This window comes from Micromonospora sp. NPDC047812, from assembly GCF_040704175.1.
Taxonomy (GTDB): domain Bacteria; phylum Actinomycetota; class Actinomycetes; order Mycobacteriales; family Micromonosporaceae; genus Micromonospora.
Genome location: NZ_JBEYRY010000002.1, coordinates 943,377 through 968,745, shown reverse-complemented (window position 1 = coordinate 968,745; position 25,369 = coordinate 943,377). Strand labels below are relative to the sequence as shown.

21 protein-coding genes are annotated in these 25,369 nt (G+C 74.2%); 11 read left to right on the top strand and 10 right to left on the bottom strand.

Annotated features, from left to right (window positions below; all coding sequences use genetic code 11):
* Window positions 1–78 precede the first annotated feature (78 nt).
* From AB0883_RS12245 to AB0883_RS12235, 3 genes are all read right to left on the bottom strand, one after another.
* Window positions 79–1,974, bottom strand: a complete 1,896-nt coding sequence (locus tag AB0883_RS12245) for a DEAD/DEAH box helicase (RefSeq protein ID WP_366641236.1) — start codon at window positions 1,972–1,974, stop codon at window positions 79–81.
* 115 nt (window positions 1,975–2,089) lie between these two features.
* The gene (locus AB0883_RS12240; protein WP_366641235.1) at window positions 2,090–2,557 is read right to left on the bottom strand and encodes a hypothetical protein; all 468 of its coding nucleotides are present in this window, start codon (window positions 2,555–2,557) and stop codon (window positions 2,090–2,092) included.
* A 1,197-nt stretch (window positions 2,558–3,754) separates the two neighbouring features.
* Window positions 3,755–5,356 (bottom strand): NlpC/P60 family protein, encoded by a 1,602-nt coding sequence (locus tag AB0883_RS12235; RefSeq protein ID WP_366641234.1) that lies wholly within the window; start codon window positions 5,354–5,356, stop codon window positions 3,755–3,757.
* Between the two features lie 241 nt (window positions 5,357–5,597).
* Between AB0883_RS12235 and mqnE the strand changes: the two genes are divergently transcribed.
* From mqnE to AB0883_RS12220, 3 genes are read left to right on the top strand one after another with little or no spacing between them, the layout of a single operon-like run.
* Window positions 5,598–6,767 (top strand): aminofutalosine synthase MqnE, encoded by a 1,170-nt coding sequence (gene mqnE / locus AB0883_RS12230; RefSeq protein WP_121397115.1) that lies wholly within the window; start codon window positions 5,598–5,600, stop codon window positions 6,765–6,767.
* 23 nt (window positions 6,768–6,790) lie between these two features.
* Window positions 6,791–7,213 (top strand): hypothetical protein, encoded by a 423-nt coding sequence (locus tag AB0883_RS12225; RefSeq protein ID WP_366641233.1) that lies wholly within the window; start codon window positions 6,791–6,793, stop codon window positions 7,211–7,213.
* A gap of 45 nt (window positions 7,214–7,258) precedes the next feature.
* Window positions 7,259–7,552: a DUF4229 domain-containing protein gene (locus AB0883_RS12220; RefSeq protein WP_366641232.1), complete on the top strand. Its 294-nt coding sequence runs from the start codon at window positions 7,259–7,261 to the stop codon at window positions 7,550–7,552.
* Between the two features lie 147 nt (window positions 7,553–7,699).
* Here AB0883_RS12220 and AB0883_RS12215 read toward each other — a convergent pair whose 3' ends face one another.
* Window positions 7,700–9,058 (bottom strand): C39 family peptidase, encoded by a 1,359-nt coding sequence (locus AB0883_RS12215; RefSeq protein WP_366641231.1) that lies wholly within the window; start codon window positions 9,056–9,058, stop codon window positions 7,700–7,702.
* Window positions 9,059–9,270: 212 nt separating this feature from the next.
* On the opposite strand from AB0883_RS12215, the gene AB0883_RS12210 reads away from it, so the two are divergent.
* The 4 genes from AB0883_RS12210 (at window position 9,271) to AB0883_RS12195 (ending at window position 14,417) form a co-directional block, all read left to right on the top strand.
* Entirely contained in the window at window positions 9,271–11,154 is a 1,884-nt protein-coding gene (locus tag AB0883_RS12210; protein WP_366641230.1) for a M14 family zinc carboxypeptidase, read from the top strand.
* A 362-nt stretch (window positions 11,155–11,516) separates the two neighbouring features.
* Window positions 11,517–12,455 (top strand): ABC transporter substrate-binding protein, encoded by a 939-nt coding sequence (locus AB0883_RS12205; protein ID WP_366641229.1) that lies wholly within the window; start codon window positions 11,517–11,519, stop codon window positions 12,453–12,455.
* A 13-nt stretch (window positions 12,456–12,468) separates the two neighbouring features.
* Window positions 12,469–13,572 carry an iron ABC transporter permease gene (locus AB0883_RS12200; RefSeq protein WP_366641228.1) on the top strand — a complete coding sequence of 368 codons (1,104 nt, stop codon included), beginning with the start codon at window positions 12,469–12,471 and terminating at the stop codon, window positions 13,570–13,572.
* Between the two features lie 44 nt (window positions 13,573–13,616).
* Window positions 13,617–14,417, top strand: coding sequence for an ABC transporter ATP-binding protein (locus tag AB0883_RS12195; RefSeq protein WP_366641718.1), 801 nt, complete (start codon window positions 13,617–13,619; stop codon window positions 14,415–14,417).
* Between the two features lie 113 nt (window positions 14,418–14,530).
* Here the strand turns inward: AB0883_RS12195 and AB0883_RS12190 are convergent, their stop codons facing one another.
* The 4 genes from AB0883_RS12190 to AB0883_RS12175 all read right to left on the bottom strand — a co-directional run bounded on the left by AB0883_RS12190 (window position 14,531) and on the right by AB0883_RS12175 (window position 19,294).
* Window positions 14,531–15,292: a VOC family protein gene (locus AB0883_RS12190; protein ID WP_366641227.1), complete on the bottom strand. Its 762-nt coding sequence runs from the start codon at window positions 15,290–15,292 to the stop codon at window positions 14,531–14,533.
* Between the two features lie 95 nt (window positions 15,293–15,387).
* A complete protein-coding gene (locus AB0883_RS12185; RefSeq protein WP_121397107.1) occupies window positions 15,388–16,125 on the bottom strand; it encodes an ABC transporter permease in 738 nt (245 codons plus the stop codon).
* A 13-nt stretch (window positions 16,126–16,138) separates the two neighbouring features.
* Window positions 16,139–17,059 carry an ABC transporter ATP-binding protein gene (locus AB0883_RS12180; RefSeq protein ID WP_366641226.1) on the bottom strand — a complete coding sequence of 307 codons (921 nt, stop codon included), beginning with the start codon at window positions 17,057–17,059 and terminating at the stop codon, window positions 16,139–16,141.
* Between the two features lie 60 nt (window positions 17,060–17,119).
* Entirely contained in the window at window positions 17,120–19,294 is a 2,175-nt protein-coding gene (locus AB0883_RS12175) for an AAA family ATPase (RefSeq protein WP_366641225.1), read from the bottom strand.
* Between the two features lie 233 nt (window positions 19,295–19,527).
* Between AB0883_RS12175 and AB0883_RS12170 the strand changes: the two genes are divergently transcribed.
* From AB0883_RS12170 to AB0883_RS12155, 4 genes are all read left to right on the top strand, one after another.
* Window positions 19,528–20,112 carry a helix-turn-helix domain-containing protein gene (locus AB0883_RS12170; RefSeq protein WP_366641224.1) on the top strand — a complete coding sequence of 195 codons (585 nt, stop codon included), beginning with the start codon at window positions 19,528–19,530 and terminating at the stop codon, window positions 20,110–20,112.
* A gap of 40 nt (window positions 20,113–20,152) precedes the next feature.
* Complete coding sequence (locus tag AB0883_RS12165; RefSeq protein WP_366641223.1) at window positions 20,153–21,511, top strand: MFS transporter; 1,359 nt, start codon at window positions 20,153–20,155, stop codon at window positions 21,509–21,511.
* A 28-nt stretch (window positions 21,512–21,539) separates the two neighbouring features.
* A complete protein-coding gene (locus AB0883_RS12160) occupies window positions 21,540–22,250 on the top strand; it encodes a DUF3800 domain-containing protein (RefSeq protein WP_366641222.1) in 711 nt (236 codons plus the stop codon).
* Between the two features lie 287 nt (window positions 22,251–22,537).
* Window positions 22,538–23,389 (top strand): menaquinone biosynthesis protein, encoded by an 852-nt coding sequence (locus AB0883_RS12155; protein ID WP_366641221.1) that lies wholly within the window; start codon window positions 22,538–22,540, stop codon window positions 23,387–23,389.
* Window positions 23,390–23,417: 28 nt separating this feature from the next.
* On the opposite strand, the gene AB0883_RS12150 is transcribed toward AB0883_RS12155, so the two are convergent.
* Entirely contained in the window at window positions 23,418–24,359 is a 942-nt protein-coding gene (locus AB0883_RS12150; RefSeq protein WP_366641220.1) for a hypothetical protein, read from the bottom strand.
* Entirely contained in the window at window positions 24,359–25,315 is a 957-nt protein-coding gene (locus AB0883_RS12145; RefSeq protein ID WP_366641219.1) for a hypothetical protein, read from the bottom strand. Before AB0883_RS12145 ends, AB0883_RS12150 begins: the two co-directional genes overlap by 1 nt.
* Window positions 25,316–25,369 lie beyond the last annotated feature (54 nt).

The window sequence follows — 25,369 nt, the reverse complement described above, 5'->3', positions numbered from 1 at the left end:
GCCGGCACCGGCAGCGGATGCGCGAACGCCGCCGCGGAGCATGGGCCCCGCGACGGCGTTCGTGGCTGACGCTGGTGATCAGTGGGTACGCGCGGGCGGACGCCCGCCGAAGCCCCGCCGGTCGTCGCGCGGCCGCTCGTCGCGCCCCCGGCCCTCGGGCCGGAAGCCGCCCCGGTCGCCGAAACGGCGTTCGCCCTGGGGGCGGTCGCCGTAGCTGCGGCTGTCGGTGGGGCGGTCGCTGTAGCGGCGTTCGCCCTGAGGGCGGTCGCCGTAGCTGCGGCTGTCGGTGGGGCGGTCGCTGTAGCGGCGTTCGCCCTGGGGGCGGTCGCCGTAGCTGCGGCTGTCGGTGGGGCGGTCGCTGTAGCGGCGTTCGCCCTGGGGGCGGTCGCCGTAGCCACGGCTGTCGGTGGGGCGGTCGCTGTAGCGCCGCTCGCCCTGGGGCCGGTCGCCGTAGCCACGGCCGTCGGTGGGACGGTCGCCGTAGCGGCGCTCGCCCTGGGGGCGGTCGCCGTAGCGGCGCTCGCCCCGGGTGTCGCGGTCGCCGTAGCGGCGCGGGCCGCCCGGCCGGTCGCCGTGCCGGCGCGGCTCCTCGGCCTCGACGCGCACCGGAATGCCGCTCGGCTCGCGGGCGCCGGTCAGCTCGGCGAGCGCCGGATCGCCGGCCCGCACCCGGGTCTCGGCCGGTGCCACGCCGGCCTTCTCCAGCATGGCGAGCGTGGTCCGCCGCTGCTTCGGCAGCACCAGCGTGGCCACCGCGCCGGACTCGCCGGCCCGGGCGGTACGCCCCGCGCGGTGCAGGTAGTCCTTCGGGTCCTTCGGCGGGTCGACGTGCAGCACCAGCGAGACCCCGTCGACGTGGATGCCCCGGGCCGCCACGTCCGTGGCGACCAGGACGTTCACCCGGCCCTCACGGAACTCGGCCAGCGTGCGGGTACGCATCCGCTGGGTCTTGCCGCCGTGCAGCCCGCCCGCCCGTACGCCGACGGCGGCCAGCTGCTCGACCAGCCGGTCGACGCCGAGCTGGGTGCGGGCGAAGACCATCGTCCGCCCCTCCCGGGCCGCGATGGACGCGGTGACCGGGAACTTGTCGTGCGGCGGGATCAGCAGCATGTGGTGGTCCATGGTGGACACCGAGGCGGTGGACGGCGCGGTGGAGTGCGTCACCGGGTCGGTCATGAACCGCTTGACCAGCGCGTCGACGTCGCCGTCCAGGGTGGCCGAGAAGAGCAGCCGCTGGGTGCCGGCCGGCGTCTTCGCCAGCAGCTCGGTGACCTCGGGCAGGAAGCCCATGTCGGCCATCTGGTCGGCCTCGTCGAGGACGGTGACCTCGACGTCGTCCAGGTGGCAGACGCCCCGGGCGATCAGGTCGCCCAGCCGGCCGGGGGTGGCCACGATGATCTCCACCCCGCGCCGCAGGGCGTCGATCTGCCGGTCGTACGGCACGCCGCCGACGGCGGTCTTCAGGAACACGCCGACGGCCTTGCCGAGCGGCATCAGCGCGTCGTTGACCTGCATCGCGAGTTCCCGGGTCGGCACCAGGACCAGGGCCCTGGGGCGCAGCGGCCGGGCCCGGTTGCGGTCGGCCACCAGGGCCAGCAGGGGCAGGCCGAAGGCCAGGGTCTTGCCGGAGCCGGTCTGGCCCCGACCGAGGACGTCCCGGCCGGCGAGCGCGTCCGGCATGGTGGCGCGCTGGATCTCGAACGGGGTGGTGATGCCCTGTCGGGCGAGCGCCTGGACCAGCGGCTGGGGCAGCCCCAGCGCGGCGAAGTCGGTGGCCTCGGGCGTCACCGGAGCGGCCGGGTCCTGGGCGGTGCCGTCCCGCTCGACGGCGGTCTGCGCGTCGGCGGTGTCGAGGGCGGGCAGAAACGTGCTGGGTTCAGCAAAGGTCGTCAAGAAATGCCTTTCGAGCGGGGCGCATCTTCGCGATGGCCTGCCGCAGCTGAACGCCGCCGAATCGCCCGCAAGATCGCCCATGGGCGCGCAGGGCGCGCCGGGTCAGTGATCCTCACCAGTGTACGGGGACGGGACGAACCCGCCACCCGACCACGGACGGGTAGTGGGCGGGCTCACCATCGTCGTCGTACGCGGCTCACTTGCTCAGGACGCCGCCCACCAGCCCGCCCACCGTGTCGTTGGCGAGCAGCACGACCAGCACGCTGATCGCCACCAGCAGGCCCAGCGAGGCGGCCAGGACGACCACCACCTTGGTCGTGCTGGACCGCTGCTCGGTGGGGGTCTCCGTCCAGCCCTGGGCCAGGATGTGCCCGGTCAACGAGCCGGAGTTCTCCACCGGGTTGTTCGGGAACGCGACGGTGCTGAAGCCCGGGCCCTCGGTGCCGGCTCCGGTACCCGCACCGTAGATGGTGCCCAGGTCGGGCCCGCCGTCGTAGCGGCCCGCGGAGGCGCCCTCGGCCTGCCCGACGCGCGTGGACGGGCCGTCGACGCGACCGCTCAGCCGGCGCGCCTCCCGGGGCGCGGTGGCCGGCTCGGCGCCGCCGGGCCGGCGGTCACCCGGGTTGGTGGGCGGCGGCCAGCCCGGCAGGGCGGGAGCGGGCACGGCCGGCGGCCCGGAAGCCGGCGGCGCGGAGAACGGCGGCCCGGATGCCGGGGGTGCGGAGAACGCCGGCGCGCCTGCTGGCGGTGCGGACGCCGGGGGCGCGGAGAACGGCGGCGCGGAGAACGACGGCGCGGAGAACGACGACCCCGATGCCGGGGGCGCGGAGAACGGCGGTGCGGATGCCGGGGGCGCGGAGAACGGCGGCGCGCTCGCCGAGGGCGCGGAGAACGGCGGCGCGCTCGCGACGGGGCCCGGTACCGGTCCGGCGGCCGTGAGGGGTGGCGGCGGGAACGGTGGCGCCGGCGTCGGGCCGGGCGGGGGCGGCGGAGCGGGCACCGGCGGTCCGGGCGGCGGCGTGGGCGGACCCGGCAGGGGCGGTACCGGCGCCGGCGGCCTGGGCCCCGGCCCCGGGGGCACCGGGCCGGGCGGGTAGGGACCGGGGACGGGCGGCGTCGGGGTCGGGACCGGAGGGGCCGGCGACGGCGGGTTCGGGCCCGGCACCGGCGGCGTGGGCGCCGGCTCGGGCTCCGGGACGGGTGGGGTCGGCGGCTGCGCAGGCTCCGGCGGCTGGGCGGGCTCCGGGGGCTCCGGGTTGACCGGCGCCGCCCGGTAGATCCGGGCCTCGCCCGTCCGGGACCGGACGGCCCCGGCCTCGTCGGCCGACATCCGTCGCATTCCCGGTACGGCCGCGCTGGCCCGCGCCCCCGCCGTGGCCCGCTGTCCGGGGACCGGGGCGGCGGCCGGGGCGCCCGTTCCGGCGGCCCGGTAGGTGGTGCCGGCGCTCGGGCCGGCCGGCGGTGCCGCGTCATCCTGACCGGGCGCGGTCGCGGTGGCCACGGACACCCGGCCCCGGGCCGGCGCGGCGGGCTGTCGGCGTACGTCGTCGGCGGGCGGCTCGGGCGGCGACCCGGACGGCCCGGACGGCCCGGCCGCGGCCGGCGACGGTGCGCCGACGGACGTCAGGGGATGCGGTGCCCCGGCACGGCTCCGGTCGGGCGTGGACCCGTGGTCGACCGGCTCCGCCGGAACCTCTTGCTCGGCCATGCTCGCCCTCCGCGCACGCTCGCGCCCGGATCCGCGACATCGGACCGGGCGTGCCTGTCTGTCACCGTGCCACATTCCGGCCCGGCGGCACAGCCGGAGCGCGTTCCGGGGCGGTCTCGGGGCCGATCCCGTCGGCCGGCCCGGGGGACGTGGTCAGCTACCGGTGCTCGCCGACGCGCTGGCCGACGCGCTGCCCGCCGGAGCGGAGCTGCTCTGCGCCGTGGTCGGGGCCACACTGCCGGTCGAGGCGCTCGGCGAGGAGGCGGCCGACCTGCTCGGGGACGGCGACGGCGAGGTCGACCTGCTCGGGGACGGCGACGGCGAGGTCGACGTGCTGGGCGTGGGGTTGGGCGAAGGGGTGCCGGTGGGCGTCGCCGACGGCGAGGTCGACGGGCTCGGCGACGGCGAGGTGGGCGACGGGGTCGGCTTCGGGCTGGTCGGCGGCTTCGTCGCGGGCGGCTTGCTCGGCGTCGGCGTCGGCGAGGGGGTGCTGACCGGCGCGGGCACCGCCCCGATGACGCGGGTGGCGGCATAGAGGCGCGACCAGCGCACGGTGGAGATCTTCACCACGTCGCCGGTGGTCGGCGCGTGGATCATCTTGCCGCCGCCGACGTACATGCCCATGTGGTGGATCGTCGTCCAACTGGTGCCGGAGGCGAAGAAGAGCAGGTCACCGGGGAGCAGCGCGGTGCGGGACACGGTGCGGGACCGGGTGGCGTAGTACTGGTCCCGGGAGACCCGGGGCAGCCCGTAGTAGCCCGCCGACCGGTAGGCGGCGTAGATGAGGCCGGAGCAGTCGAACCGGTCCGGCCCCTCGGCCGCCCACAGGTAGGGGTCGCCGAGCTGCGCCTTGGCGTACGCGAGGGCCTTCAGCGCCGTCGGGTGGGCGGCCAGGCCGTTGGCGGTCTCGTTGCCGAGGTAGCCGGCGCCGAGGCGCTGCTCGGCGGCCTCCTGCTGGCGCTCGATCTCGACGAGCTGGGCGGCGTTGTCCCGCTTCAGCTTGTCCAGCTTCTTCTCGGCCTCGCGCAGGGCCTTCTCGCCGGCGGCGTACTCCGTCCTGGCGCCCGTGAGGCGGGACTCGGCCGAGACCATCGCCTGGTTGGCGGCCTGCTCGCCGGCGCGGGCCCGGGACACCTCGCCCTCGGCGGCGGTGGTGCCGCCCTCGGCCTTCTCGCCCCGGATGATCCGGGAGAGCCGGCTCAGTTCGTGCAGGTCGTTGGCGAACTCGCCGGGCGGGAGGGCGGCGGCGGCCTTGAAGGCGCCTGCGGCGGCGGCGTCGGCACCCTCCTGGGCGCGCGCCACCGCGTCCCGGGCGAGGGCGAGGTCGCGCTCGGCGGTGGCGCGCTGCGCCTCGGCCTCGGTGCGCTTCTGCTGGAGCAGGAGCAGCTGGTCACGGAGCTGCCCGACCTGGGCCTCGGCGGCGTAGATCTGGGCGGCGAGCGGGCCGTTGCCGACGTTGCCGGCCGGCACGCCGGGGACCGTGCCCGGCAGCCCGGGAGCGCCCGGCAGGCCCGGGACCGTCCCCGGCAGCCCGGGGACCGGCGTGCCGCCGGGGAGCTGGAGCGGGCCGGTGTAGGACGGGCGGGACCCGGTGTCGGGGACGCTGGTGGGCAGCGACGGGTCGGCCTGGACCGGGTTGGCGAGGACCGCCGCGGCGACGGCGCCGAGCAGGGCGGACCAGAGCGCCGGGCGCAGCACCGGCGAGATCACCGGGCTCCGCCGTCGCTGCCGTCGCCCGTGCCTGCTGTCGACCATTCCGCTCCCCGTCCGGCCTGCGACGCCGCGCCGGGTGGGCGCGACGGTGGGGACGCTACCAGCGTGTGGCGAACGTCCCACCCTGTCTTACCGCACGCAGGCAGCGATGTCGATGCGTGGACAGGTAACGGGTGCCTGAGAGTTCGGTGAACCGGCCCACGGGGGCCGACCATGCTGCGGCGGCGTCGGCGGGCCGACGTACGCTCGATTCCTACCGCAGGTGGAAGGGACGTGGCTTTCGATGGACGCCGGACTCAAGCGTGAGCTCGAAGCGAAGGTGTACGCCGGCGAGCGGCTGACCCGCGAGGACGGGATCGCCCTCTACGACAGCGACGACCTCGCGTGGCTCGGCCGGCTGGCGCACCACCGGCGCACCGAGCTCAACGGCGACCGGGTGATGTTCAACGTCAACCGGCACCTTAACCTGACCAACGTCTGCTCCGCCTCGTGCGCGTACTGCTCGTTCCAGCGCAAGCCGGGGGAGAAGGACGCCTACACGATGCGCATCGACGAGGCGGTCCGCAAGGCCAAGGAGATGGAGGACGAGCAGCTCACCGAGCTGCACATCGTCAACGGCCTGCACCCGACCCTGCCCTGGCGCTACTACCCGAAGGTGCTGCGCGAGCTGAAGGCGGCGCTGCCGAACGTCAAGCTCAAGTGCTTCACCGCCACCGAGGTGCAGTGGTTCGAGAAGATCAGCGGCCTGAGCGCCGACGAGATCCTCGACGAGCTGATGGACGCCGGCCTGGAGTCGCTGACCGGCGGCGGCGCGGAGATCTTCGACTGGGAGGTCCGCCAGCACATCGTCGACCACGCCTGCCACTGGGAGGACTGGTCGCGGATCCACGCCCTGGCGCACAGCAAGGGCATGAAGACCCCGGCGACGATGCTCTACGGCCACATCGAGGAGCCCCGGCACCGGGTCGACCACGTGCTGCGGCTGCGCGAGCTCCAGGACGAGACCGGCGGCTTCGCGGTCTTCATCCCGCTGCGCTACCAGCACGACTTCGTCGACTCGGCGGACGGCAAGATCCGCAACCGGATCCAGGCCCGTACGACGATGGCGTCGCCGGCCGAGTCGCTGAAGACCTTCGCGGTGTCCCGGCTGCTCTTCGACAACGTCCCGCACGTGAAGTGCTTCTGGGTCATGCACGGGCTGTCGGTCGCCCAGCTCTCGCTCAACTTCGGCGTCGACGACCTGGACGGCTCGGTCGTCGAATACAAGATCACCCACGACGCCGACTCGTACGGCACCCCGAACACGATGCACCGGGACGACCTGCTGCACCTGATCTGGGACGCCGGCTTCCGTCCCGTCGAGCGGAACACCCGCTACGAGGTGGTCCGCGAGTACGACGCCCCGCCGTCCCTGGCCGAGCGCCGCGCCGAGCCGCAGCAGGTCTGGGCCTGAGTCGGCACGTACCCTTCCAGACCATGACCGAGCAGCGGAGCGGGTTCCCCCGGCGCGACGCCGAGGGGCGCATCCTCACCCTGGGCGACCTGCTCGGGGTGAGCCTGGCCGGCCTGGTCATCGGCGTGCTGGCGGTGGTGCTGTTCGACTGGGCGTTCGCGCTCATCGGCAGCGGCGAGTTCGGGCGGTCGAACGGCTGGCTGGCGATCATCCTGCCGGCCTGGCTGTTCTGGGACGACTTCCGCGCCTGGGAGTTCGGCGCGGCCCGGGTGGTGTCGGTGCTGGCGGCCGCCGCGGTGGGCGTGGTCGCCGGGCTCGTGGTGGCCGGCCTCGCCGCCGGTCTCCCGCCGCTGCTCTCCGGTGGGCTGGGGGCGGCGACCTTCACCCTCGGGTACGCGGTGGTCTGGTTCCACGGCGTCCACTGGCTGGCCCGCCGGACGGGCTGAACCTGCCGCCGGGAGCCCCGGCGGCGGAGAACGGAGTGCGGAAACGTGAGCGCGGCGGTCAAGTACACGCTGGGCCGGATCGGGCTGTTCGTCGCCGTGCTGGCGGCCCTCTGGCTGGTCGACCTGGACATCTTCATCAAGCTGATGGTGGCGTTGGCCTTCTCGGCCGCCCTGTCGTTCTTCCTGCTGAAGGGCTGGCGGGACGAGATGGCCGAGGAGATGGCCACCGCCGCCGAGCGCCGTCGCGCCGAGAAGGAGCGGCTCCGCTCCGCCCTCGCCGGCGAGGACGAGCCCGACGGCGACGAGCAGCAGGGTGGCGCCCGGTCAGCGGAACGCTGACGCCCGAGCGACCCGACACGCCGCGACGGCTGCTGCTGAACAGTCGACGATCGCGCCGTCGTCCTGGCTGGTCGGTGGGGGGCGCAGGCCACGACGGAAGGGCCCGGCGCGGTCGTCGTCGACCGTGCCGGGCCCTTCGTCAACCGGTCACCAGTTGGTGGAGCCGGCCACCTTCGGCCACGGCTTCAGGGTGGGCTTGATCAGGTAGACGACGCCGCCGGAGCCGCCGGACACCCCGCCGCTGGCGTTGGTCCGCTTGGTGCGCAGCCAGATCTGCTCGAACTGCTCACGCTTGTAGACGTTGCGCACCGCCTCGTTGCTCGACGAGGCCGGGTCGTTGACGATGACGTCGCCGTCGGCGGTGAAGCCGACCACCACGAACAGGTGGCCGGAGGTGCCGTAGTTCGCCCCGTCCAGCTCGCTGGCGAGGAAGGACTGGCTGGTCACGACCGGGATCCCGGCGGCGATGAAGCGCTCCACCTCGTCCAGCGAGTGCAGCCGGGTGACCCGCGCCTCCAGGCCGGGGAAGCTGGCCGCGTACGCGGTGTTGAAGGGCCAGTTGCCGGCGCCGTCGTACTGGTAGTCGTAGACCATCCGGGCGGCGTGGTTGACCGTCGGGTCCGGGTAGGTCGGGTCGACCCAGGAGGTGTCCTCCTCGGACGCCTTGCGGCCCCAGTACTCGATCACCATCGTGGTGGAGGTGGGGGAGCACCAGGCCTGGCCGCCGCCGTCGTACTCGGGGTAGTGGCCGGCGTGGACGTTCTGCGAGTAGCGGGGCACGGCGAGTTCCTTGCCCCAGGCGATGCCACCGGCGCTCGGCTCGACGGTGAACCGGTCGGGCACGTTCGAGCTCATCGCGCCCACCGTGTGCACGACCGGCGCGGCGCGCTGGCCGGGGGCCTTGTAGAGGGTGAGCCGCAGCTGGTACTCCCGCAGCAGCACGCCGACGGAGGCGTCGTCGATGCTGAAGGTGTCGGTCCAGATGGTCGACCAGGGGTCGCCCTGCCGGTTGACGCTGGTGCGCTTGATGTCGGCGTCGCCGGAGGCCCACCGCCCCATCACGTACCACTTGGTCTGCACGCCGGTGTTGTACGTGCCCTGCATCTCCACCTGGATCCAGGTGCCGGCCGGGGTGCTCGCGTTCCACGAGGCGATCAGCTCGGTGGCGTCGAAGCCGATCCGGGTGACCGGGGAGGTCCAGGTCGCGTACTCCCAGCTCCTGGTCACGCCGGTGTGCGGATCGGTGTAGTCGGTGGTGCCGAGCGGCCGGGCCAGCGTCACACCCGGCCGGAGGCCGGGGACGGCCCGGGTGCCGGCGTGGGTGCCGCCACGCCAGTCGGGGTAGCGGGACCAGTCCTGGAAGGTGATCTGTTCGTCGTGGACCACCGGTCGACTGGTCGACGGGGCCGCGACGGGTGCGGCGGCCACGGCGGGTGCCGCGGTGCCGAGAAGGGTGAGTGCGGTGGCGGCCGCGAGGGCGGCCGTACGCAGGCGTGTTCTGGCCATGGGTCCTCCGCAGGGACGGACGGATCGTTGCGGGTCAGTGTCCCGCCCGGAAGGAATTTTCGCCAGGGGTCGACAGTTGGAAAATCCTTGCCGATGTGAGGATCAGGATGGCATGTAAGTGGGCAACGATGGATGTTGATATGACCATGTGAGCGGTGGTGAAGTGTCCTCCACCGAGCGGGATCTCCTCCCGCCCCCCGAGGAGGTTGTCCATGGCCTTCCGCAACACCACCCTCCGCCGTCGCCTGGCGGTCGCCGTCGCAGCCGGGTTCGCCCTGCTCACGGTCGCCGCCGCGCCGGCCACAGCCCGGCCGGCCCCGGACCGGGCCGACTCCGCGACGGCGTCGTACCGGGTGCTCGGCCCGCGTACGGTCGACGACCGCACCGCCGTCGCCGGCACCGGCGCCGCCATCGACTTCGTCGAGCACGGCGTGCTGAACGTCTCGGCCACCCCGGCCGAGGCGGCGGCCATCACCCGGCTCGGCTTCCGGCTGGAGGCGGTCGCCGCCCCGTCGGCGGACGACCACGGACACAGTCACGCCGAGGGGGACGTCGGCACGGCCGCCTTCCCGCCCGCCGACTCCAACTACCACGACTACGCGGAGCTGACCGCCGTGGTGAACAAGGTGGTCGCGGACCACCCCTCGATCGCCCGGAAGATCAGCATCGGCTCCTCGTACGAGGGTCGGGACCTGATGGCGGTGAAGATCTCCGACAACGTCGCCAGCGACGAGAACGAGCCGGAGATCCTGTTCAACTCCCAGCAGCACGCCCGCGAGCACCTGACCGTCGAGATGGCGGTCTACCTGCTCAACCTCTTCACCGACAGCTACGGCAGCGACTCCCGGATCACCAGCATCGTGAACAGCCGGGAGATCTGGATCGTGCCGACGGTCAACCCGGACGGCAGCGAGTACGACATCGCCACCGGCTCGTACCGGTCCTGGCGCAAGAACCGGCAGCCGAACAGCGGCTCGTCGTACGTCGGCACCGACCTGAACCGCAACTGGTCCTACCAGTGGGGCTGCTGCGGCGGCTCGTCCGGCTCGGCCTCGTCGGACACCTACCGGGGCCCGTCAGCGTTCTCCGCCCCGGAGACCCAGGCGCTGCGGAACTTCGTCAACAGCCGGGTCGTCGGCGGCACCCAGCAGATCAAGGCGAACATCGACTTCCACACCTACTCGGAGCTGGTGCTCTGGCCGTTCGGCTACACGTACAACAACACCGCGCCGGGGATGACGGCGGACCAGTACAACACCTTCGCCACGCTGGGCCAGCAGATGGCGAACACCAACGGCTACACCCCGCAGCAGTCGAGCGACCTCTACATCACCGACGGGGACAGCATCGACTGGATGTGGGGCCAGCACGGCATCTGGGCGTACACCTTCGAGATGTACCCCGGCTCGGCCGGCGGTGGCGGCTTCTACCCGCCCGACGAGGTGATCCCCGCCCAGACCTCGCGGAACCGGGAGGCGGTCCTGCTGCTCAGCGAGTACGCCGACTGCCCGTACCGGGCGATCGGCAAGCAGGCGCAGTACTGCGGCGGTGGCGGCGGCACCACGGTCTGGTCGGACACCTTCGAGACGGCCACCGGCTGGACCGTCAACCCGAACGGCACCGACACCGCGACCCTCGGGGTGTGGGAGCGGGGCGCCGCCCAGGCGACCAACTCCAGCGGGGCGAAGCAGCTCGCCCCGTACGCCGGCGCCAACGACCTCGTCACCGGCCCGCTGGCCGGCACGGCGGCCGGTGACCACGACCTCGACGGCGGCGTGACCAGCGCCCGGTCGCCGGCGGTGACCCTGCCGTCGAGCGGCACGCTGACCCTCTCCCTCGCCTGGTACCTCGCCCACGGCTCGAACGCCTCGTCGGCCGACTACCTGCGGGTGAGCGTGGTGCACAACGGCGGCACCACGGCCCTGTTCACCCAGTCCGGGGCGGCCACCAACCGCAACGGCGCCTGGGCGGTGGCGAACGCCAACCTGACCCCGTACGCCGGTCAGTCGGTGCGGATCCTCGTGGAGGCGGCGGACGCCTCGGGCGCGAGCCTGGTCGAGGCGGCTGTGGACAACGTCACCATCACCAGTTCCTGACCCGGTGGTGGGGCCCCGCCCCGCCCCCGGCGGGGCCCCACCACCGGCCAGCAGACGTCGATCCAGGGCATATCGCCGCCGTTGAAGATCAACGGATGCCGATGCGCCCTGGATCGACGAGGCACGTCCGGGGCGTGCGCTACCGTTCTACCGACCACGCGCAGCGAAGCCGGTGCGAGCCCGGCGCTGTCCCGCAACTGTGATGTCCCGCCACCCGGCCGCGCGCCGGGGCGTGGCGGGGACGAGCCAGGTCGCCTGCGTCCGTGGTCGCGACTCGCGCTCTCGAGGAAGGGCGCCTCGCGGACGGGCGCCACCGCTCCCTGTCGGCGAAGCTCCACGCTCCTCGACCGACAGGAGGACCCGTGCTCAGACGTACCCCCCGGCTCTTCGCCGCGACCCTCGCGGTGGCCGCGCTCGCCCTCGGCGCCTGCGCCGAGAAGAGCTCCGACGACACCCCCGCCGCCGGCGCCAGTTCGGCCGGCGCCGCCTTCCCGGCCACCGTCGGCTCGGTGACCCTGGAGAAGCGGCCCGAGAAGATCGTCTCGCTCAGCCCGACGGCCACCGAGATGCTCTTCGCCATCGGCGCCGGCAAGCAGGTGACCGCCGTCGACGACCAGTCGAACTTCCCGGCCGACGCGCCGAAGAGCGACCTCTCCGGCTACCAGCCGAACGCCGAGGCGATCGCCGGCAAGAGCCCCGACCTGGTGGTGCTCGCCAACGACACCAACAAGATCGTCGAGCAGCTCACCGCGCTGAAGATCCCCGTCCTGCTGAACCCGGCGGCGACCACGCTGGAGGACACCTACCGGCAGATCACGGACCTGGGCACCCTCACCGGTCACCCGGCCGAGGCCGCCGACGTGACCAAGCGGATGAAGGACGACATCGCCAAGCTGGTCGCCGACCTGCCGAAGCGCGCCGAGAAGCTCACCTACTTCCACGAGCTGGGCCCGGAGCTCTACACGGCCACCAGCAAGACCTTCATCGGCTCGCTCTACACGATGGTGGGCCTGGAGAACATCGCCGACGCGTCCGACGCCGACGGCAAGCAGGGCGGCTACCCGCAGCTCTCGCAGGAGGTCATCGTCAAGGCCGACCCGGACTTCGTCTTCCTCGCCGACACCAAGTGCTGCAAGCAGAGCGCGGAGACGGTCAAGGCGCGCGGCGGCTGGGCCGGCGTCACCGCCGTGAAGAACAACCAGATCGTCGCCCTCGACGACGACGTCGCCTCCCGCTGGGGACCCCGCGTGGTGGAGCTGCTCCGCGTGATCGTCGACGCGACCGCCAAGGTCCCCGCGTGACCCGCGCCCGTCGATGACCGGTCCGCCCGTGCAGGCACCGCCCGCCCGGCGGGCCGGGACGCTCCCCGCGTCCCGGCCCGCCGGGCTGCGGCCCCGCTGGCTCGTCGCCGGCGTCGCCGCCGTGCTCGTCGCGCTGGTCGCCGGGGTGTCCCTCGGCCCGGTCAGCCTGCCGCCGGGCAGCGTCGCGGCCGAGCTGCTCAACCTCGTTCCCGGGGTACGCCTCGACAGCGGGCTGACCGAGCGGGAGATCGCCATCGTCACCGAGCTGCGGCTGCCCCGGGTGGTGCTCGGGCTGCTGGTCGGCGGACTGCTGGCCCTGGCCGGCGGCTGCTACCAGGGCGTGTTCCGCAACCCGCTGGCCGACCCCTACCTGCTCGGGGTGGCGGCCGGGGCCGGGCTCGCGGTCACGGCCGTGATCACCCTCGGCGCCGGGGCGGGCGGCGCGCTGACCGGGCTGCCGCTCACCATCCCGCTGGCCGCGTTCGTCGGCTCGATCGGCGCGGTGGCGATGACCTACCTGCTGGGCGTCTCCGGCGGACGCGGCCGCTCCACGGCCACGCTGATCCTCGCCGGGGTGGCCGTCTCCGCGTTCCTCTCGGCCGGGCAGACCTACCTGCTGCAACGCAACTCCGACAGCATCCAGCAGGTCTACTCCTGGCTGCTCGGGCGGCTCGCCACCGCCGGCTGGCACGACGTGCGGCTGGTGCTCCCGTACTTCCTGGTCACCGCCCTGGTGGTGCTGCTGCACCGCCGGGAGCTCGACGTGCTCTCCGTCGGCGACGACGAGGCCGCGAGCCTCGGGCTGCACCCGCAGCGCTCCCGCTACCTGCTCATCGCCGCCGCCTCGCTCGGCACCGCCGCCGCCGTCTCCGCGTCCGGCCTCATCGGCTTCGTCGGGATCATCGTGCCGCACACCGTCCGGCTGCTCGCCGGGTCGAGCTACCGGGTGATCCTGCCGCTCTCGCTGCTCTTCGGCGGCGCCTTCCTGGCCCTGACCGACGTGGTGGCCCGTACCGCCGCCGCCCCGTCGGAGATCCCGATCGGCGTGGTCACCGCGCTGCTCGGCGGCCCGTTCTTCGTCCTGGTGCTGCGTACCTCCCGCCGGGTGCTCGGGTGAGCGCGCGACGCGTGCCGGCCGCGCGGCCGGCGGACGGTGGGGCCGTGCGGGCCCCCGACGCGGCCACCGTGCCCGCCGTCGAGGTGCGCGACCTGCACGTGCGCCTGGACGGCACGCCGATCCTGGCCGGCGTCGACCTGACCGTGGCCCCCGGCGAGTGGGTCACCGTGATCGGCCCGAACGGCGCCGGGAAGTCGACCCTGCTGCGCGCCGTCGGCGGCCTGCTGCCCGCGCCGGGCGCCGTCTCCCTCTTCGGTACGCCGAGCGAGGCGCTGCGCCGCCGCGACCGCGCCCGGGTGGTCGCCACCGTGGCCCAGTCCCCGGTCGTGCCGGCCGGCATGTCGGTGTTCGACTACGTGCTGCTGGGCCGCACCCCCTACATCGCGCCGCTGGGCCGGGAGTCCGCCGCCGACCTGGCCGCCGCCCACGAGGTGCTCGACGGGCTGGACCTGGCCGGGTTCCACGACCGGGAGCTGGCCACCCTCTCCGGCGGCGAGCGGCAGCGGGTCTTCCTGGCCCGCGCGCTGGCCCAGGGCGCGACCCTGCTGCTGCTGGACGAGCCCATCAGCGCCCTGGACATCGGCCACCAGCAGGAGGTGCTGGAGCTGGTCGACCGGCTGCGCCGCGAGCACGGCCTGACCGTGCTCGCCACCATGCACGACCTCTCCATCGCCGGCGAGTACGCCGACCGCATGGTGCTGCTGGCCGAGGGCCGGGTGGTGGCCGCCGGCACCCCCCGCGAGGTGCTCACCGAGCAACTCCTCGCCACCTGGTACCGCGCCACCGTCCGCGTCGTCGACGGCGACCACGGCCCCCTGGTGGTCCCGGTCCGCCCCCACCACTGACCCGCCCCGCGCCCCTCCCTCCCATGTCGATCATGCAGTTGTGGTGCCCCGCGAATGGGGCGAGCATGCGTGAACGCCCACCCGGACTGCATGATCGACGGGGGTGGAGGGGCTCAGGGGCGGGTGAGGATGTTGAAGAGGGCGCCGTGGGGGTCGCGGAGGGCGGCGTAGCGGCCCGCCGGGGTGGTCTGGGGCGGGACCAGGATGGTGCCGCCGAGTTCGGCGGCGCGGGCGGCGGCCGCGTCGGCGTCGGCCACGGCAAAGTACACCGACCAGTACGCGGGCGTGTCCGCGGGGAACCCGTCGCCGAGCGGTGGCACCATGCCGGCCACGATCCGGGTGCCCAGCCGCCAGCCGGTGTACGTGACCTGGCCCGCCCGCTGGTCGTCCGGGTGCCAGCCGAAGACCAGCTCGTAGAAGACCTTCGCGCCCTCCGGGTCGGGGGTGACCAGCTCGGTCCAGGTCAGCGCCCCCGGGACGTCGAAGACCTCGGCCCCGGGCATCGACATCGGCTGCCAGACGCTGAACGTCGCCCCGGCGGGGTCGGCGAAGACCGCCATCCGCCCCTGGTCGAAGACCTCGAACGGGGGCACCACGACCTGCCCGCCGGCCCGCTCGACCCGGCCGGCGACCAGGTCCGCGTCGTCGGTCGCCAGGTACGTCGACCAGATCGGCACCTGGTCGGGGACGGCCGGCGGGCCCGCGCCCGCCACCGCCCGCCCGCCGAGCAGGAAGAACGTGTAGCCGCCTGCCTCGGGCTGCGGGTCGATCCGACCGGTCCAACCGAACAGCTCGGGGTAGAACCGTCGCGCCTCGACGAGGCCCGGGGTGGCGAGGTCGGCCCAGCAGGGTGTGCCCGGCGGGACGGTGCTCACGTGGACCCCTCTCGGCGGGGGACGGCCACGTCGGCACGCCCCTGCCGGAATCGTGGCACCGACCCGCCGCGCCCCGCGGCGGATCCGAGGAAACGTCAGCTGAACCGTCGACCCTCGTCGCGCCGGTACGCCCACCCCGCCAGCAGCGCCAGCAGCACCACCCAGACCCCGAGCATGACCATCGACAGCGGGTTGACCGGGTAGTCGCCGACCGCCGCCCACATCAGCTCCACCGCGCCCCGGGTCGGCAGGAACGGCGCGACGGCCTCGACGAACCCGGGCGCCTGGTCCGGTGCGGAGAGCAGCCCGCCCCCGAAGGCGAGCGGGAAGAAGACGACCTGCGCCACCACGATCGCCGCCTTGCTCGGCATCGAGTAGCCGATGGCGAGACCCAGCAACGTGAACGGCACCGAGATCACCGTGACGATCGCCAGGGCCAGCAGGAACGCCGGTGCGCTGATCCGCGCCTCGGTGAGCGCCGCCCCGATCGCCACCACCGGAACTAGGGAGAGGTAGGTGAGTGCCAGCCCGGCCAGCACCCGCCCGGCGAAGCGCGGTGCCGGGCCGGCCGGCAGGGTCCGCGTGTACGGGTTCCAGGGCTGGTCGCGGTCCTCGGCCACCCCGACGCCGTACTGGAAGATGTTCGCGCTCATCACCGAGAAGGTGACCATCGCGGCGGTGGCGTAGGTGGCACCGACCGGGTCCTTCCCGGCGAACGGCACCACGAAGAAGAGCATCGCGACGGCCGGGAAGAAGGCGCTGCCGACGACGGCGACCGGGATGCGGACCGTCTCCAGGAGCTGGTAGCGGGCGTGGACCAGGGCGAGGCGCATCAGATCCGTCCCCTCAGGCGGTGGCCGGCGGGCCGGCCACGGTGGTCGTCGGACGGTCGGCTTCCGAGCCCGGTGCGGCGGTGATGGCGAGGAACGCCTCCTCCAGCGAGGTGGGGCGGACCTCCAGGTCGGCGAACGCGACCCCGGCGGTGACCAGGGCCCGCACCAGCTCGTCGGCGTCGGTGGTGAGCAGGTGGGTGCGGCCGTCGACCCGCTCGGTGCGGACCACTCCGGGCAGCGCGGGCAGGCCGTCGGCGACCAGGCTGACCCGGCGTACGCCGACGATCCCCCGGACCGCGTCCACCGTGTCGTCGGCCAGCACCCGGCCGTGCCCGATGACCACCACCCGCCGGGCCAGCGCCTCGACCTCCTCCAGGTAGTGGCTGCTCAGCAGCACGGTGCCGCCGTCGTCGTGGAACGCCCGGATCGCCTCCCACAGGGTGTGCCGCGCCGCGACGTCCAGGCCGGTGGTCGGCTCGTCGAGCAGCACCAGCCGGGGTCGGCCGACGAAGGCGAGCGCCACCGCGAGCCGGCGGCGCTGCCCGCCGGAGAGGCCGCCGGTCTGCCGCCGGGCCAGCTCGCCCAGGCCGAAGCGGTCGAGCAGCTCGCCCCGGGGGACCGGGTCGGGGTGGTGGGCGGCGACGAAGTCCACCACCTCGCCCACCCGCAGCGTGCCGGGCAGGCCCGTCTCCTGCGGGGTGACCCCGATCTGCCGCCGGCTCGCCGGGTCGCGCGGGTCGCCGCCGAACAGCTCAACCCGGCCGGCGGTGGGCCGGCGCAGCCCCACGAGCAGGTTCAGCAGTGTGCTCTTGCCGGCCCCGTTCGGGCCGAGCAGGCCGACCAGTTCGCCGGCGGGGACCTCCAGGTCGACCCGGTCGAGGGCGAGCACGTCGCCGTAGCGGCGGCTGACCGCCTGGGCGCGGGCCAGGATCACGGGGCGCTCGTCGTGGCTGTCACGGACACCTGTCTACCTTCCCGGCGCAAGCCGCCGGGGTCACCCGAGCGGCGCGGGCAGCGGTCGGGCGTGCAGCACGGCGAGGCGGGAGACCGCCCGGGTGAGCACCACGTAGAGCCGGTGCAGGCCGCGCGGCTCGGCGGCCACGATCGCCGCCGGCTCGACGACGATGACGTGGTCGTACTCCAGGCCCTTGACCAGGGTCGCGGGCACCACCGTGACGCGCGCCACGGCGGCCGGCTCGTCGACGGTAGCGGTGTCGAGGCCGGCGGCGTCCAGCGCCGCCCGCAGCCCGCCGACCGCGTCGTCGGCGGCGATCACCGCCACCGAGCCGTCGAACGTCAGCGCCGCGCGCACCTCGGCCACCGTCGCGGCGACCAGGTCGTCGACGGTACGCACGTCCAGCGCGCCGTCGCGGCGCAGCGACTCGGCCGGGGGTACGTCGACGGCGAGCGCCGGCAGCAGCCGGTTGGCGAACGCGACCACGGCGGCGGGCACCCGGAAGCCGACCGTCAGCGGGACCACGACGGCGTCCGGCTTGCCGAGGTGGCGCAGGGACTCCCGCCAGTCGGCGGCGGCCCACGGGGCGGTGCCCTGGGCCAGGTCGCCGAGGAGGGTGATCGACCCGTGTTCGCTGCGCCGGGCAATCACCCGGCACTGCATCGGGGAGAGGTCCTGGGCCTCGTCGACGACGACGTGCCCGAAGCCGCCCGGCCGCTCGATCAGCCCGGCCGCCTCGTCGATCAGCACGGCGTCGGCCGCCGTCCACTTCGTGGCCTTCGGCGTGCGCCCGAGCTTCGTGCCGGCCGGGGCGGAGCGTCGCGCCGGGGCGGGCGTCGTGCCGGCCGTCGCCGTCGGGTCGGACCCGGGGTCCGCGACGACGAGCCCGCGCAGCCGCGCCTGCTCCTCGGCGTCGAGCAGCCCGTCCGCCGCCGCCGCGAGCCGCTGCGGGTCGGTGAGCAGGGCGTGCACCAGCCCCTCCGGGGTGAGCGCCGGCCAGACCGCGTCGAGGAAGGCGGTGACCGGCGTGGCCTTGCCCATCCGGCGCAGCCAGGCGTCGCTCGGGGACTCGGCGCGCCGCGCCTCGGCCTGCCGTTGCAGCAGCGCCACCACCCGGGCCCGGACGCGCTCGCGCCCCGTGGCGTACGGCAGGCGCTCCCGGCGGGTCTCCTGGACCACCCGGTGCAGCGGGTCCAGCCCGATCCGCCAACGGAACGACCCGTCCGACACCATGATCGGCTCGGTCGGCTCGCCGATGTGCGCGTCGACCGCCCGGCGCAGCACCTCGGCCATCCGGGCGTCGTGCTTGACCGCGGCCACCGCCGGGTCCTCGACGGCCCGCACCGGCACCCGGCCGACCAGGTCCTCCACGGTGGCCTGCTCGACCTCCACCTCGCCGAGCGCCGGCAGCACCGCCGCGATGTACGACAGGAAGGCCCGGTTCGGCCCCACGATCAGCACGCCGGAGCGGCGCAGCCGTTCCCGGTGTAGGTAGAGCAGGTACGCGGCCCGGTGCAGGCCGACGGCCGTCTTACCGGTGCCCGGGGCGCCCTGCACGCAGATCGAGTCGGCGAGGTCGGCCCGGACCAGTTCGTCCTGCTCGGGCTGGATGGTGGCGACGATGTCGCGCATCGGCCCGACGCGCGGCCGTTCGATCTCGGCGGTGAGGATCCGGCTGGTCGTGCCGAGTTCCTCGCCCCGGTCGAGGCGCTCGTCCTCGAAGCTGGTCAGCGCCCCGTTGCTGAACCCGAAGCGGCGCCGTACGGCCACGCCCTGCGGGTCGCGGGCGCTGGCCCGGTAGAACGACCGGGAGACCGGGGCCCGCCAGTCCAGCACCAGCGGTTCGCCCCGGTCGTCGGTGACGTGTCGCCGGCCGACGTGGTAGCGCCGCCCGGCGTGGTCCGCGTGCCACCCGTCCGGCCCGTCGCCGGGGTCGCCGGGCGGGTCGCCGGCGGGCGGGGCCCCGGTCGCCGGGCCGAAGTCGAGGCGACCGAAGAAGAGCGGCGTGGTGGGGTCGTCGGCGAGTTCGGCGACCCGGCGGGCCAGGGTGCGCCCGAGCGTCTCGGCCGCGTACGCGTCGCCGGCCACCTGGTCGCCGGTGGAGAAGAGGGCCTGGGCGCGTTCCCGCATCTGGGCCAGGGCGGCCCGGGAGGTGGCGAGGTGCTCGCGTTCGGCGGCGAGGTCGGCGTCGAGGTCGAGATCGAGGTCGGTCACGCTGAATCCCGTCGGGGTCATCTGCCGGTCGCTCGCGTGTCCGGCGGGCGGATGGGCCGGCCCCCGGCGCGGGACGCCCGATGCGGTGGTCACCTCACCCTGGCCGTCAAGCGACCTGACAGCCTACGCGCCGGGCGCGCCACGCTCCACCGGATTTCGACCGTGGCGCCGCCGCCTCCGGTGCCGGTCGACCGGCGACCCACGGCGGGCGGGCGACCAGGAATCATGGACGCATGACGGAGGCGCGTCCCGAACAGCGCCGGATCACGATCAGCGACCCGCAGGTGATGCGGGCGCTGGCCCATCCGGCCCGAATCGCGATCATGGAACACCTGGGCGTGGTGGAGGGCGGCGCGACCGCCACCGAGTGCGCGGAGGTCGCCGGGCTGTCGCCGAGCGCGACGAGCTACCACCTCCGGGCGCTGGCGAAGTCGGGCCTGGTGGAGCAGGCGCCGAGCCGGGGGGACGCGCGCGAGCGGCTGTGGCGCACGGTCGGCCGGAGCCTGATGGTCGACGCGGGGCGGTCCGCCGGCCCGGAGGCGCGCGCGGCCGAGCAGGCGCTGGTGGAGGCGCACGCGGCCCGGGACATGGAGCGGACCCGGGACTGGCTGCGCCGTGCCGGCGGCGAGTCCGCCGAGTGGTACGACGTCGCGCTGTTCAGCGACACGCTGCTGCTGCTCACCGCCGACGAGTTGGCCGGGCTGAACGAGGCGGTGAGCGCGCTGTTCGAGCCGTACCGGCAACGGAACCGGCAGGCGGATCCGCCGGCCGGGGCGCGCACGGTGGCGGTGCAGTACCGGGCGGTGCCGCTGGCGTAGGGGCTTGCCCCGATCAGTTGTGAAGGATTATTTTCGAAGTATGTCCTTCACAACTGACGGGTCGCGCTGGTCCGACGTCTGGCTCGCGGCCACCGCACGCGGCACCTCGATGTGCGGTGACTTCCTCGCCGCCACCGCCCTGGCGCTCGCCCTCCAGTCCGCCGGCGCCAGCGGCCTCGCCGTGTCCGGACTGCTGTTGGCGGCCACTCTGCCGCTGGTGGTGCTCGCGCCGCTCACCGGGCGGCTCGCCGATCGGGTGGACAGCCGGACGTTGCTGGTCACCGCCGGCCTGGGGCAGGCCGCCGTCTGCGCCCTGCTCGCCTTCGCCGACCATCCGACCCTGATCATCGGGCTCGTGGCGCTGCTCGCCTGCGGGCTGGCCGTCACCCAGCCCTGCCTGGCGGCGCTGCTGCCGGCGATGGTGCGCCCCGGCGACCTGCCCCGGGCGAGCGCGATCAGTCAGACGGCCAGCAGCCTGGGCGCGCTCGGCGGCCCGGTGCTCGCCGGGCTGCTGGTCGGGCAGTTCGGCGCGCGCGTACCCCTGCTCATCGACGCCGTGAGCTATCTCGCGCTGGTGGCCGCGGGTCTGCTGCTGCGCACCCGCAGGGGCGGCCGGCGGGTCACGGCCGCACCCGCGTCCGGGACGGAACGGGCCCCGGCGTGGCGGCTGCGCAGCGACCCCCTGCTGCTGGCCGTCGTCCTCAGCACGGCCGCGGTCATCACGGCCGTCGGCGGCATCAACGTGGTCGAGGTCTTCTTCATCCGGGAGACCCTGGACGGCTCGCCCACGGTGTACGGACTGGTCGGCGCCGCCTGGATGGCGGGGATGCTGCCCGGCAGCTGGCTCTGCGCCCGGCTGGCCCACCGGCTCACCGACGACGGCGCCCTGGTGTACGGGGTGCTGGTGACGCTCGGCGGAATCTGCCTGACGGTGGTCGTCGCCGCCGCCGTGCCCACGGCCGCGCTGCTGGTCCCGCTCTGGCTGGTCGCGGGCGCGGCGAACGGCGGGGAGAACGTCTTCGCCAACCTGCTCACCGCCCGGCGGGTGCCGGAGGCGTCGCGCGGCCGGGCGTACGCCCTCTACGGCGCAGCGGTGCAGGGCGGCTCGATGGGCGGCTACCTCATCGGTGGCGCCCTGCTGGCGCTGCTGGCGCCACGACCGCTGATCGCGGGGGCCGGCGCGGTCGGCCTGCTGGTCGTCGTGGCCTTCGTGCCCGCCGTCGCCCGGTCCGTCCGACGGGTCAGAGCGGCCGGCGCCCCCGGCGCCGCTGCTGAGCCGCCCGGCCAGGCAGAACGACAGGGAGCGGTGGGTCCCGCCGGGCCTCCCGACCCACCCGTAGTCTCCGACGCCATTCGGCGACACGCCGACAACACGATCGGCTCATTCGACGCTCACTGAACGTCACGGCCCGTCGTATTCTCACCCGGTGCTGCTCACCTACGTGGACGAGTCGTTCACCGCCCGCACCTACTGGATCGGTGCGCTGCTGGTGCCCGACGCGACCGCGATGCCGCTGAGCGAAGCCCTCGACCAGGTCGTGACCGGCGCGGCGAAGTCCTACGGCCTGCCGGTCGACGCCGAATTGCACGGCTACGACATCTTCCACGGTCGCAGGGGATGGAAGGGCATCCCGCCCCGAGCGCGGATCGCGGTCTATCGGGCAGCGATGGCGGCTGTCGGCGCCCACGACGTGGCGATCATCCTGCGCGGGGTGAGGCGTGCCCAACTGGCGAAGCGGTACGCCGACTCCGCTCGGCCCGCGCACGAGGTGGTGCTGTCGCACGTGCTCGAGCGGGTCGACGGGTACGCGGCCTCCCGGGGGGAGTACGCGCTGGTCATCGCGGACGAGGTGCACGACCAGGCCACTCACCGGGCAGACCTGAGCCGGTACCGGGTGTCGGGCACCGGGGGGTACCGGTCACGGAAGCTCACCCGGATCGTCGACACGCTGCACTTCGCCCCGTCGCACGCCAGCAGGCTGGTGCAGGCTGTGGACCTGGTGACGTTCCTGTTTCAGCGGCTCGACCTGCCCGGTACCGATCCGCGGGCGGCGGCCGTGAACGAGCAGTTGTGGGGGTTGGTCGCGCCCCGCTGCTACCACTGCTGGTGCTGGGACCCGATGGCCACGCAGTCCTGACCCCTGGATGCACGAGAGGCCCGCGTGAGCGGGCCTCAAGGCGGGCGCGGGAGCCTCGGAGGGCATCCTGCGAGCCCAGGCTAGCAGCAGTTCGTGCGGCACGCACAGAGAACGCGCAGGCGGCGTGACCTGGCAGGTGGCCGCGCCGTACGGGTTGGGGGAAGCCGGCGGGGCGACTCGACGTCGACGCGGTGGCGCCGTCGTGCGTACTGGCGGCGGATGCGGGGTTGGCCACTCCCGACCCGGCCCACTGAGCCACGGGACGGTGGCGGGGATACGGTCGGGGCATGGCTGAGCACGTCGCACGCCCCCGGGTCGGGCACATCCAGTTCCTGAACTGCCTGCCGATCTACTGGGGGCTGATGCGCTCCGGTGCCCTGATCGACGTCGACCTGCACAAGGACTCCCCGGACCGGCTCAGCGCCGCCCTGGTCGCCGGTGACCTGGACATCGGCCCGATCTCCCAGGTGGAGTACCTGCGCCACGCCGACGAGCTGCTGCTCCTGCCCGACCTGGCGGTCGGCAGCGACGGCCCGGTGCTCTCCGTCAACGTCGTCTCCACCCGCCCGCTGGCCGAGCTCGGCCACGGCAAGGTGGCGCTGGGCTCGACCTCGCGGACCGGCGTGCTGCTGGCCCAGTTGCTGCTCGGCGAGCGGTACGGGGTGAACCCCGAGTACTTCCGCTGCCCGCCCGACCTGACCCAGATGCTGCTGGAGGCCGACGCCGGGGTGCTGATCGGCGACGTGGCGCTGCGCGCCCTCTACGAGGCGCCGAAGCGTGGGCTGGAGGTCACCGACCTCGGGCAGGCGTGGCGGGAGTGGACGGGCCTGCCGATGGTCTTCGCCGTCTGGGCGGTACGCCGCGACTTCGCCGCCGCCCACCCGGGCCTGGTCAAGGAGGTGCACGAGGCGTTCCTGCGCTCCCGGGACCTCTGCCTGGCCGAACTGGACCAGGTGGCCGAGGCGGCCGCCCGCTGGGAGCCGTTCGACGCGGCGACCCTGGCGACGTACTTCCGGGCGCTGGACTTCTCCCTCGGCGAGCGCCAGGTGGCCGGCCTGCGCGAGTTCGCGCGTCGCGCCGCCGCCGTCGACGCCGCCCCGCCCCTGCCCGACTCCGGCCCGGCCTTCTTCATGGGCTGAACCCCTGGCCGACCCGGAGGCGGCGGGTCTAGGTGGTGGGGCGGAGGAGGGCTTCGGTGATCTTCTGGCAGTTCTTCATGCCGTACTCGTAGCCCTTGCCGATGGGGTAGCGGACCATCACGCCCATCGTCCAGGTGTCGCCGATGGCGAGGCAGTTGATGTGCATCTCCTGCTCGCGCGTACGGTCGATCCAGCCGTTCTTGATGGCGATGGTCTTGCGCTCCGCGGCCGGGAACGCCTTGCGGATGCCGAAGTCACCGGCGCCCCGGACCAGCCGCATCTCGTCGATCAGCCACTTGGTCCACTCGGGTCCGGCGGCGCGGCCGTCGGCGATGCAGGCGCCCATCCGGGCGGTGTCCCGGGGCGAGAGGGCGGTACGGCTCCAGCCGCCGTCGGCGGCCACCTTGCTGTCGGTCAGGTCGCACAGGGAGATCAGCCGCTTGATCGAGGCGGACCGGCCGACGGTGTTGTAGAACTGCTCGGCCCGGGTGTTGTCGCTGTCCCGGATGATCTTCGTGGCGTCGGCGAGCTTGGCGTCGCTCGGGGTCTGGCCGGCGTCGTCCGCCCGGCGCAGGTAGTCGGCGACGATCCAGGCCTTGATCAGCGACGCGGTGGTGCTGGTCTCGTCCATGTTGTCCGAGCCGACGATCTCGCCGCTGCGGCGGTCGAGGACGCTCCAGGAGTACCAGCCCTCGATGTCCAGGTCGAGGTCCTTCGCCTGGAACGGCAGTGGCTCCGGCGTGGGGCTCGGCGTCGGCGACGGCCGCGAGCTGCGGTCGCTCGGGGCCCCCGTGGCGCGCTCGGCGGGGCCGGCGGGGGCGCCCCACTCCGCAGCGGCGCGGGACTCGAACGGCGAGCCCGGCAGCAGCCGCAGCGAGACGAGCACCAGGGCGATGAGGACCACCGCGATGGCGATGAGCTTGCCGGGGGAGGCGTCGGCGGGCTCGTCGGCCCGGCGCTGGCGCGCCATCAGAGCTTCCCGGCGGGCTGCTGGGGCACCTTGAGGGCGGCGCCCGGCTGCGGGGTCACGAGCTGGCTGGCGACCGAGGCGCAGACCTGCGCGCCGTAGGCGAGGCCGCTCTCCCGGGGGTATCGCAGCATCACCGCGAGGCTCCACCTGTCGGTGACGGCGAGGCAGTTGACGTGCCAGTTGCCGTCGTAGTTGAGTGAGGTCCAGCCGTTCTTCATGCCGACGGGGCCCTGGCTGACGATCGACTGGGGGAGGCCGTCGATGATGCCCCACCGGCCGCCGCCGGAGCGGGCCTTCTGGTCCTTGGCGGCCGTGCTGCCCCTGACCTTGCTCATCTCGTCCAGCAGGAGCTTCGTCCACTTGGGGCCGGCGGCCGTGCCGTCGGCGATGCAGTCGCCGAGCCGGACGGCGTCACGCGGGGACATCCGCGTGAAGCTCCACCAGCCCACGTAACCGGCCACGTTGCCCGGCTTGGTGTCGGTGAGCTCGCAGGTGCTGACCATCCGCCTGATCGTGGCGGCCCGGCCCACCGCGCCGTAGAGGGCGTTGGCGGCGTCGTCGTTGCTGTCCCGGATGGCGGTGGTGATCTGCTTCTTCCGCTCGGCCGGCAGCGGCTTGTCGCCGAGTTGGTTGAGGTAGTCCGCCGCGAACCAGGCCTTGATCATCGACTCGGTGGAGCTGGTCGAGGCCAGGTTCTTCGACCCGGAGATCTCGCCGGTCTCCCGGTCCATCAGCGCCCACGAGAAGAACTCGCCCTTGAAGTTCACCGTGACCGGGCCGGCGGCCAGGGTCGGCGGCGGGGGCGGGGTGGGCGCGGGGGCCGCGACGCTCCCGCCGCCGCTTCCGCCGCTCGCGGCGTCGTCGCCGGCGAGTCGGGCGTACGCGGCCGGAACGAGCAGGCCGCCACCGAGGAGGACCGCCAAGACGGCGAGCACCAGGGTCACGCGGGATCGCATGAGTGGATGAGCTCCAGATGTCAGGGCCGGGGGGACCGGCTGGTTGTCGGACGG

Excerpts from the sequence above, each read along its gene's own strand:
- AB0883_RS12245 (WP_366641236.1), bottom strand. The coding sequence starts at position 1,974 with ATGGGCGATCTTGCGGGCGATTCGGCGGCGTTCAGCTGCGGCAGGCCA.
- AB0883_RS12235 (WP_366641234.1), bottom strand. The coding sequence starts at position 5,356 with ATGGTCGACAGCAGGCACGGGCGACGGCAGCGACGGCGGAGCCCGGTG.
- mqnE (WP_121397115.1), top strand. The coding sequence starts at position 5,598 with ATGGACGCCGGACTCAAGCGTGAGCTCGAAGCGAAGGTGTACGCCGGC.
- AB0883_RS12225 (WP_366641233.1), top strand. The coding sequence starts at position 6,791 with ATGACCGAGCAGCGGAGCGGGTTCCCCCGGCGCGACGCCGAGGGGCGC.
- AB0883_RS12215 (WP_366641231.1), bottom strand. The coding sequence starts at position 9,058 with ATGGCCAGAACACGCCTGCGTACGGCCGCCCTCGCGGCCGCCACCGCA.
- AB0883_RS12210 (WP_366641230.1), top strand. The coding sequence starts at position 9,271 with ATGGCCTTCCGCAACACCACCCTCCGCCGTCGCCTGGCGGTCGCCGTC.
- AB0883_RS12200 (WP_366641228.1), top strand. The coding sequence starts at position 12,469 with ATGACCGGTCCGCCCGTGCAGGCACCGCCCGCCCGGCGGGCCGGGACG.
- AB0883_RS12185 (WP_121397107.1), bottom strand. The coding sequence starts at position 16,125 with ATGCGCCTCGCCCTGGTCCACGCCCGCTACCAGCTCCTGGAGACGGTC.
- AB0883_RS12170 (WP_366641224.1), top strand. The coding sequence starts at position 19,528 with ATGACGGAGGCGCGTCCCGAACAGCGCCGGATCACGATCAGCGACCCG.
- AB0883_RS12165 (WP_366641223.1), top strand. The coding sequence starts at position 20,153 with ATGTCCTTCACAACTGACGGGTCGCGCTGGTCCGACGTCTGGCTCGCG.
- AB0883_RS12155 (WP_366641221.1), top strand. The coding sequence starts at position 22,538 with ATGGCTGAGCACGTCGCACGCCCCCGGGTCGGGCACATCCAGTTCCTG.
- AB0883_RS12150 (WP_366641220.1), bottom strand. The coding sequence starts at position 24,359 with ATGGCGCGCCAGCGCCGGGCCGACGAGCCCGCCGACGCCTCCCCCGGC.
- AB0883_RS12145 (WP_366641219.1), bottom strand. The coding sequence starts at position 25,315 with ATGCGATCCCGCGTGACCCTGGTGCTCGCCGTCTTGGCGGTCCTCCTC.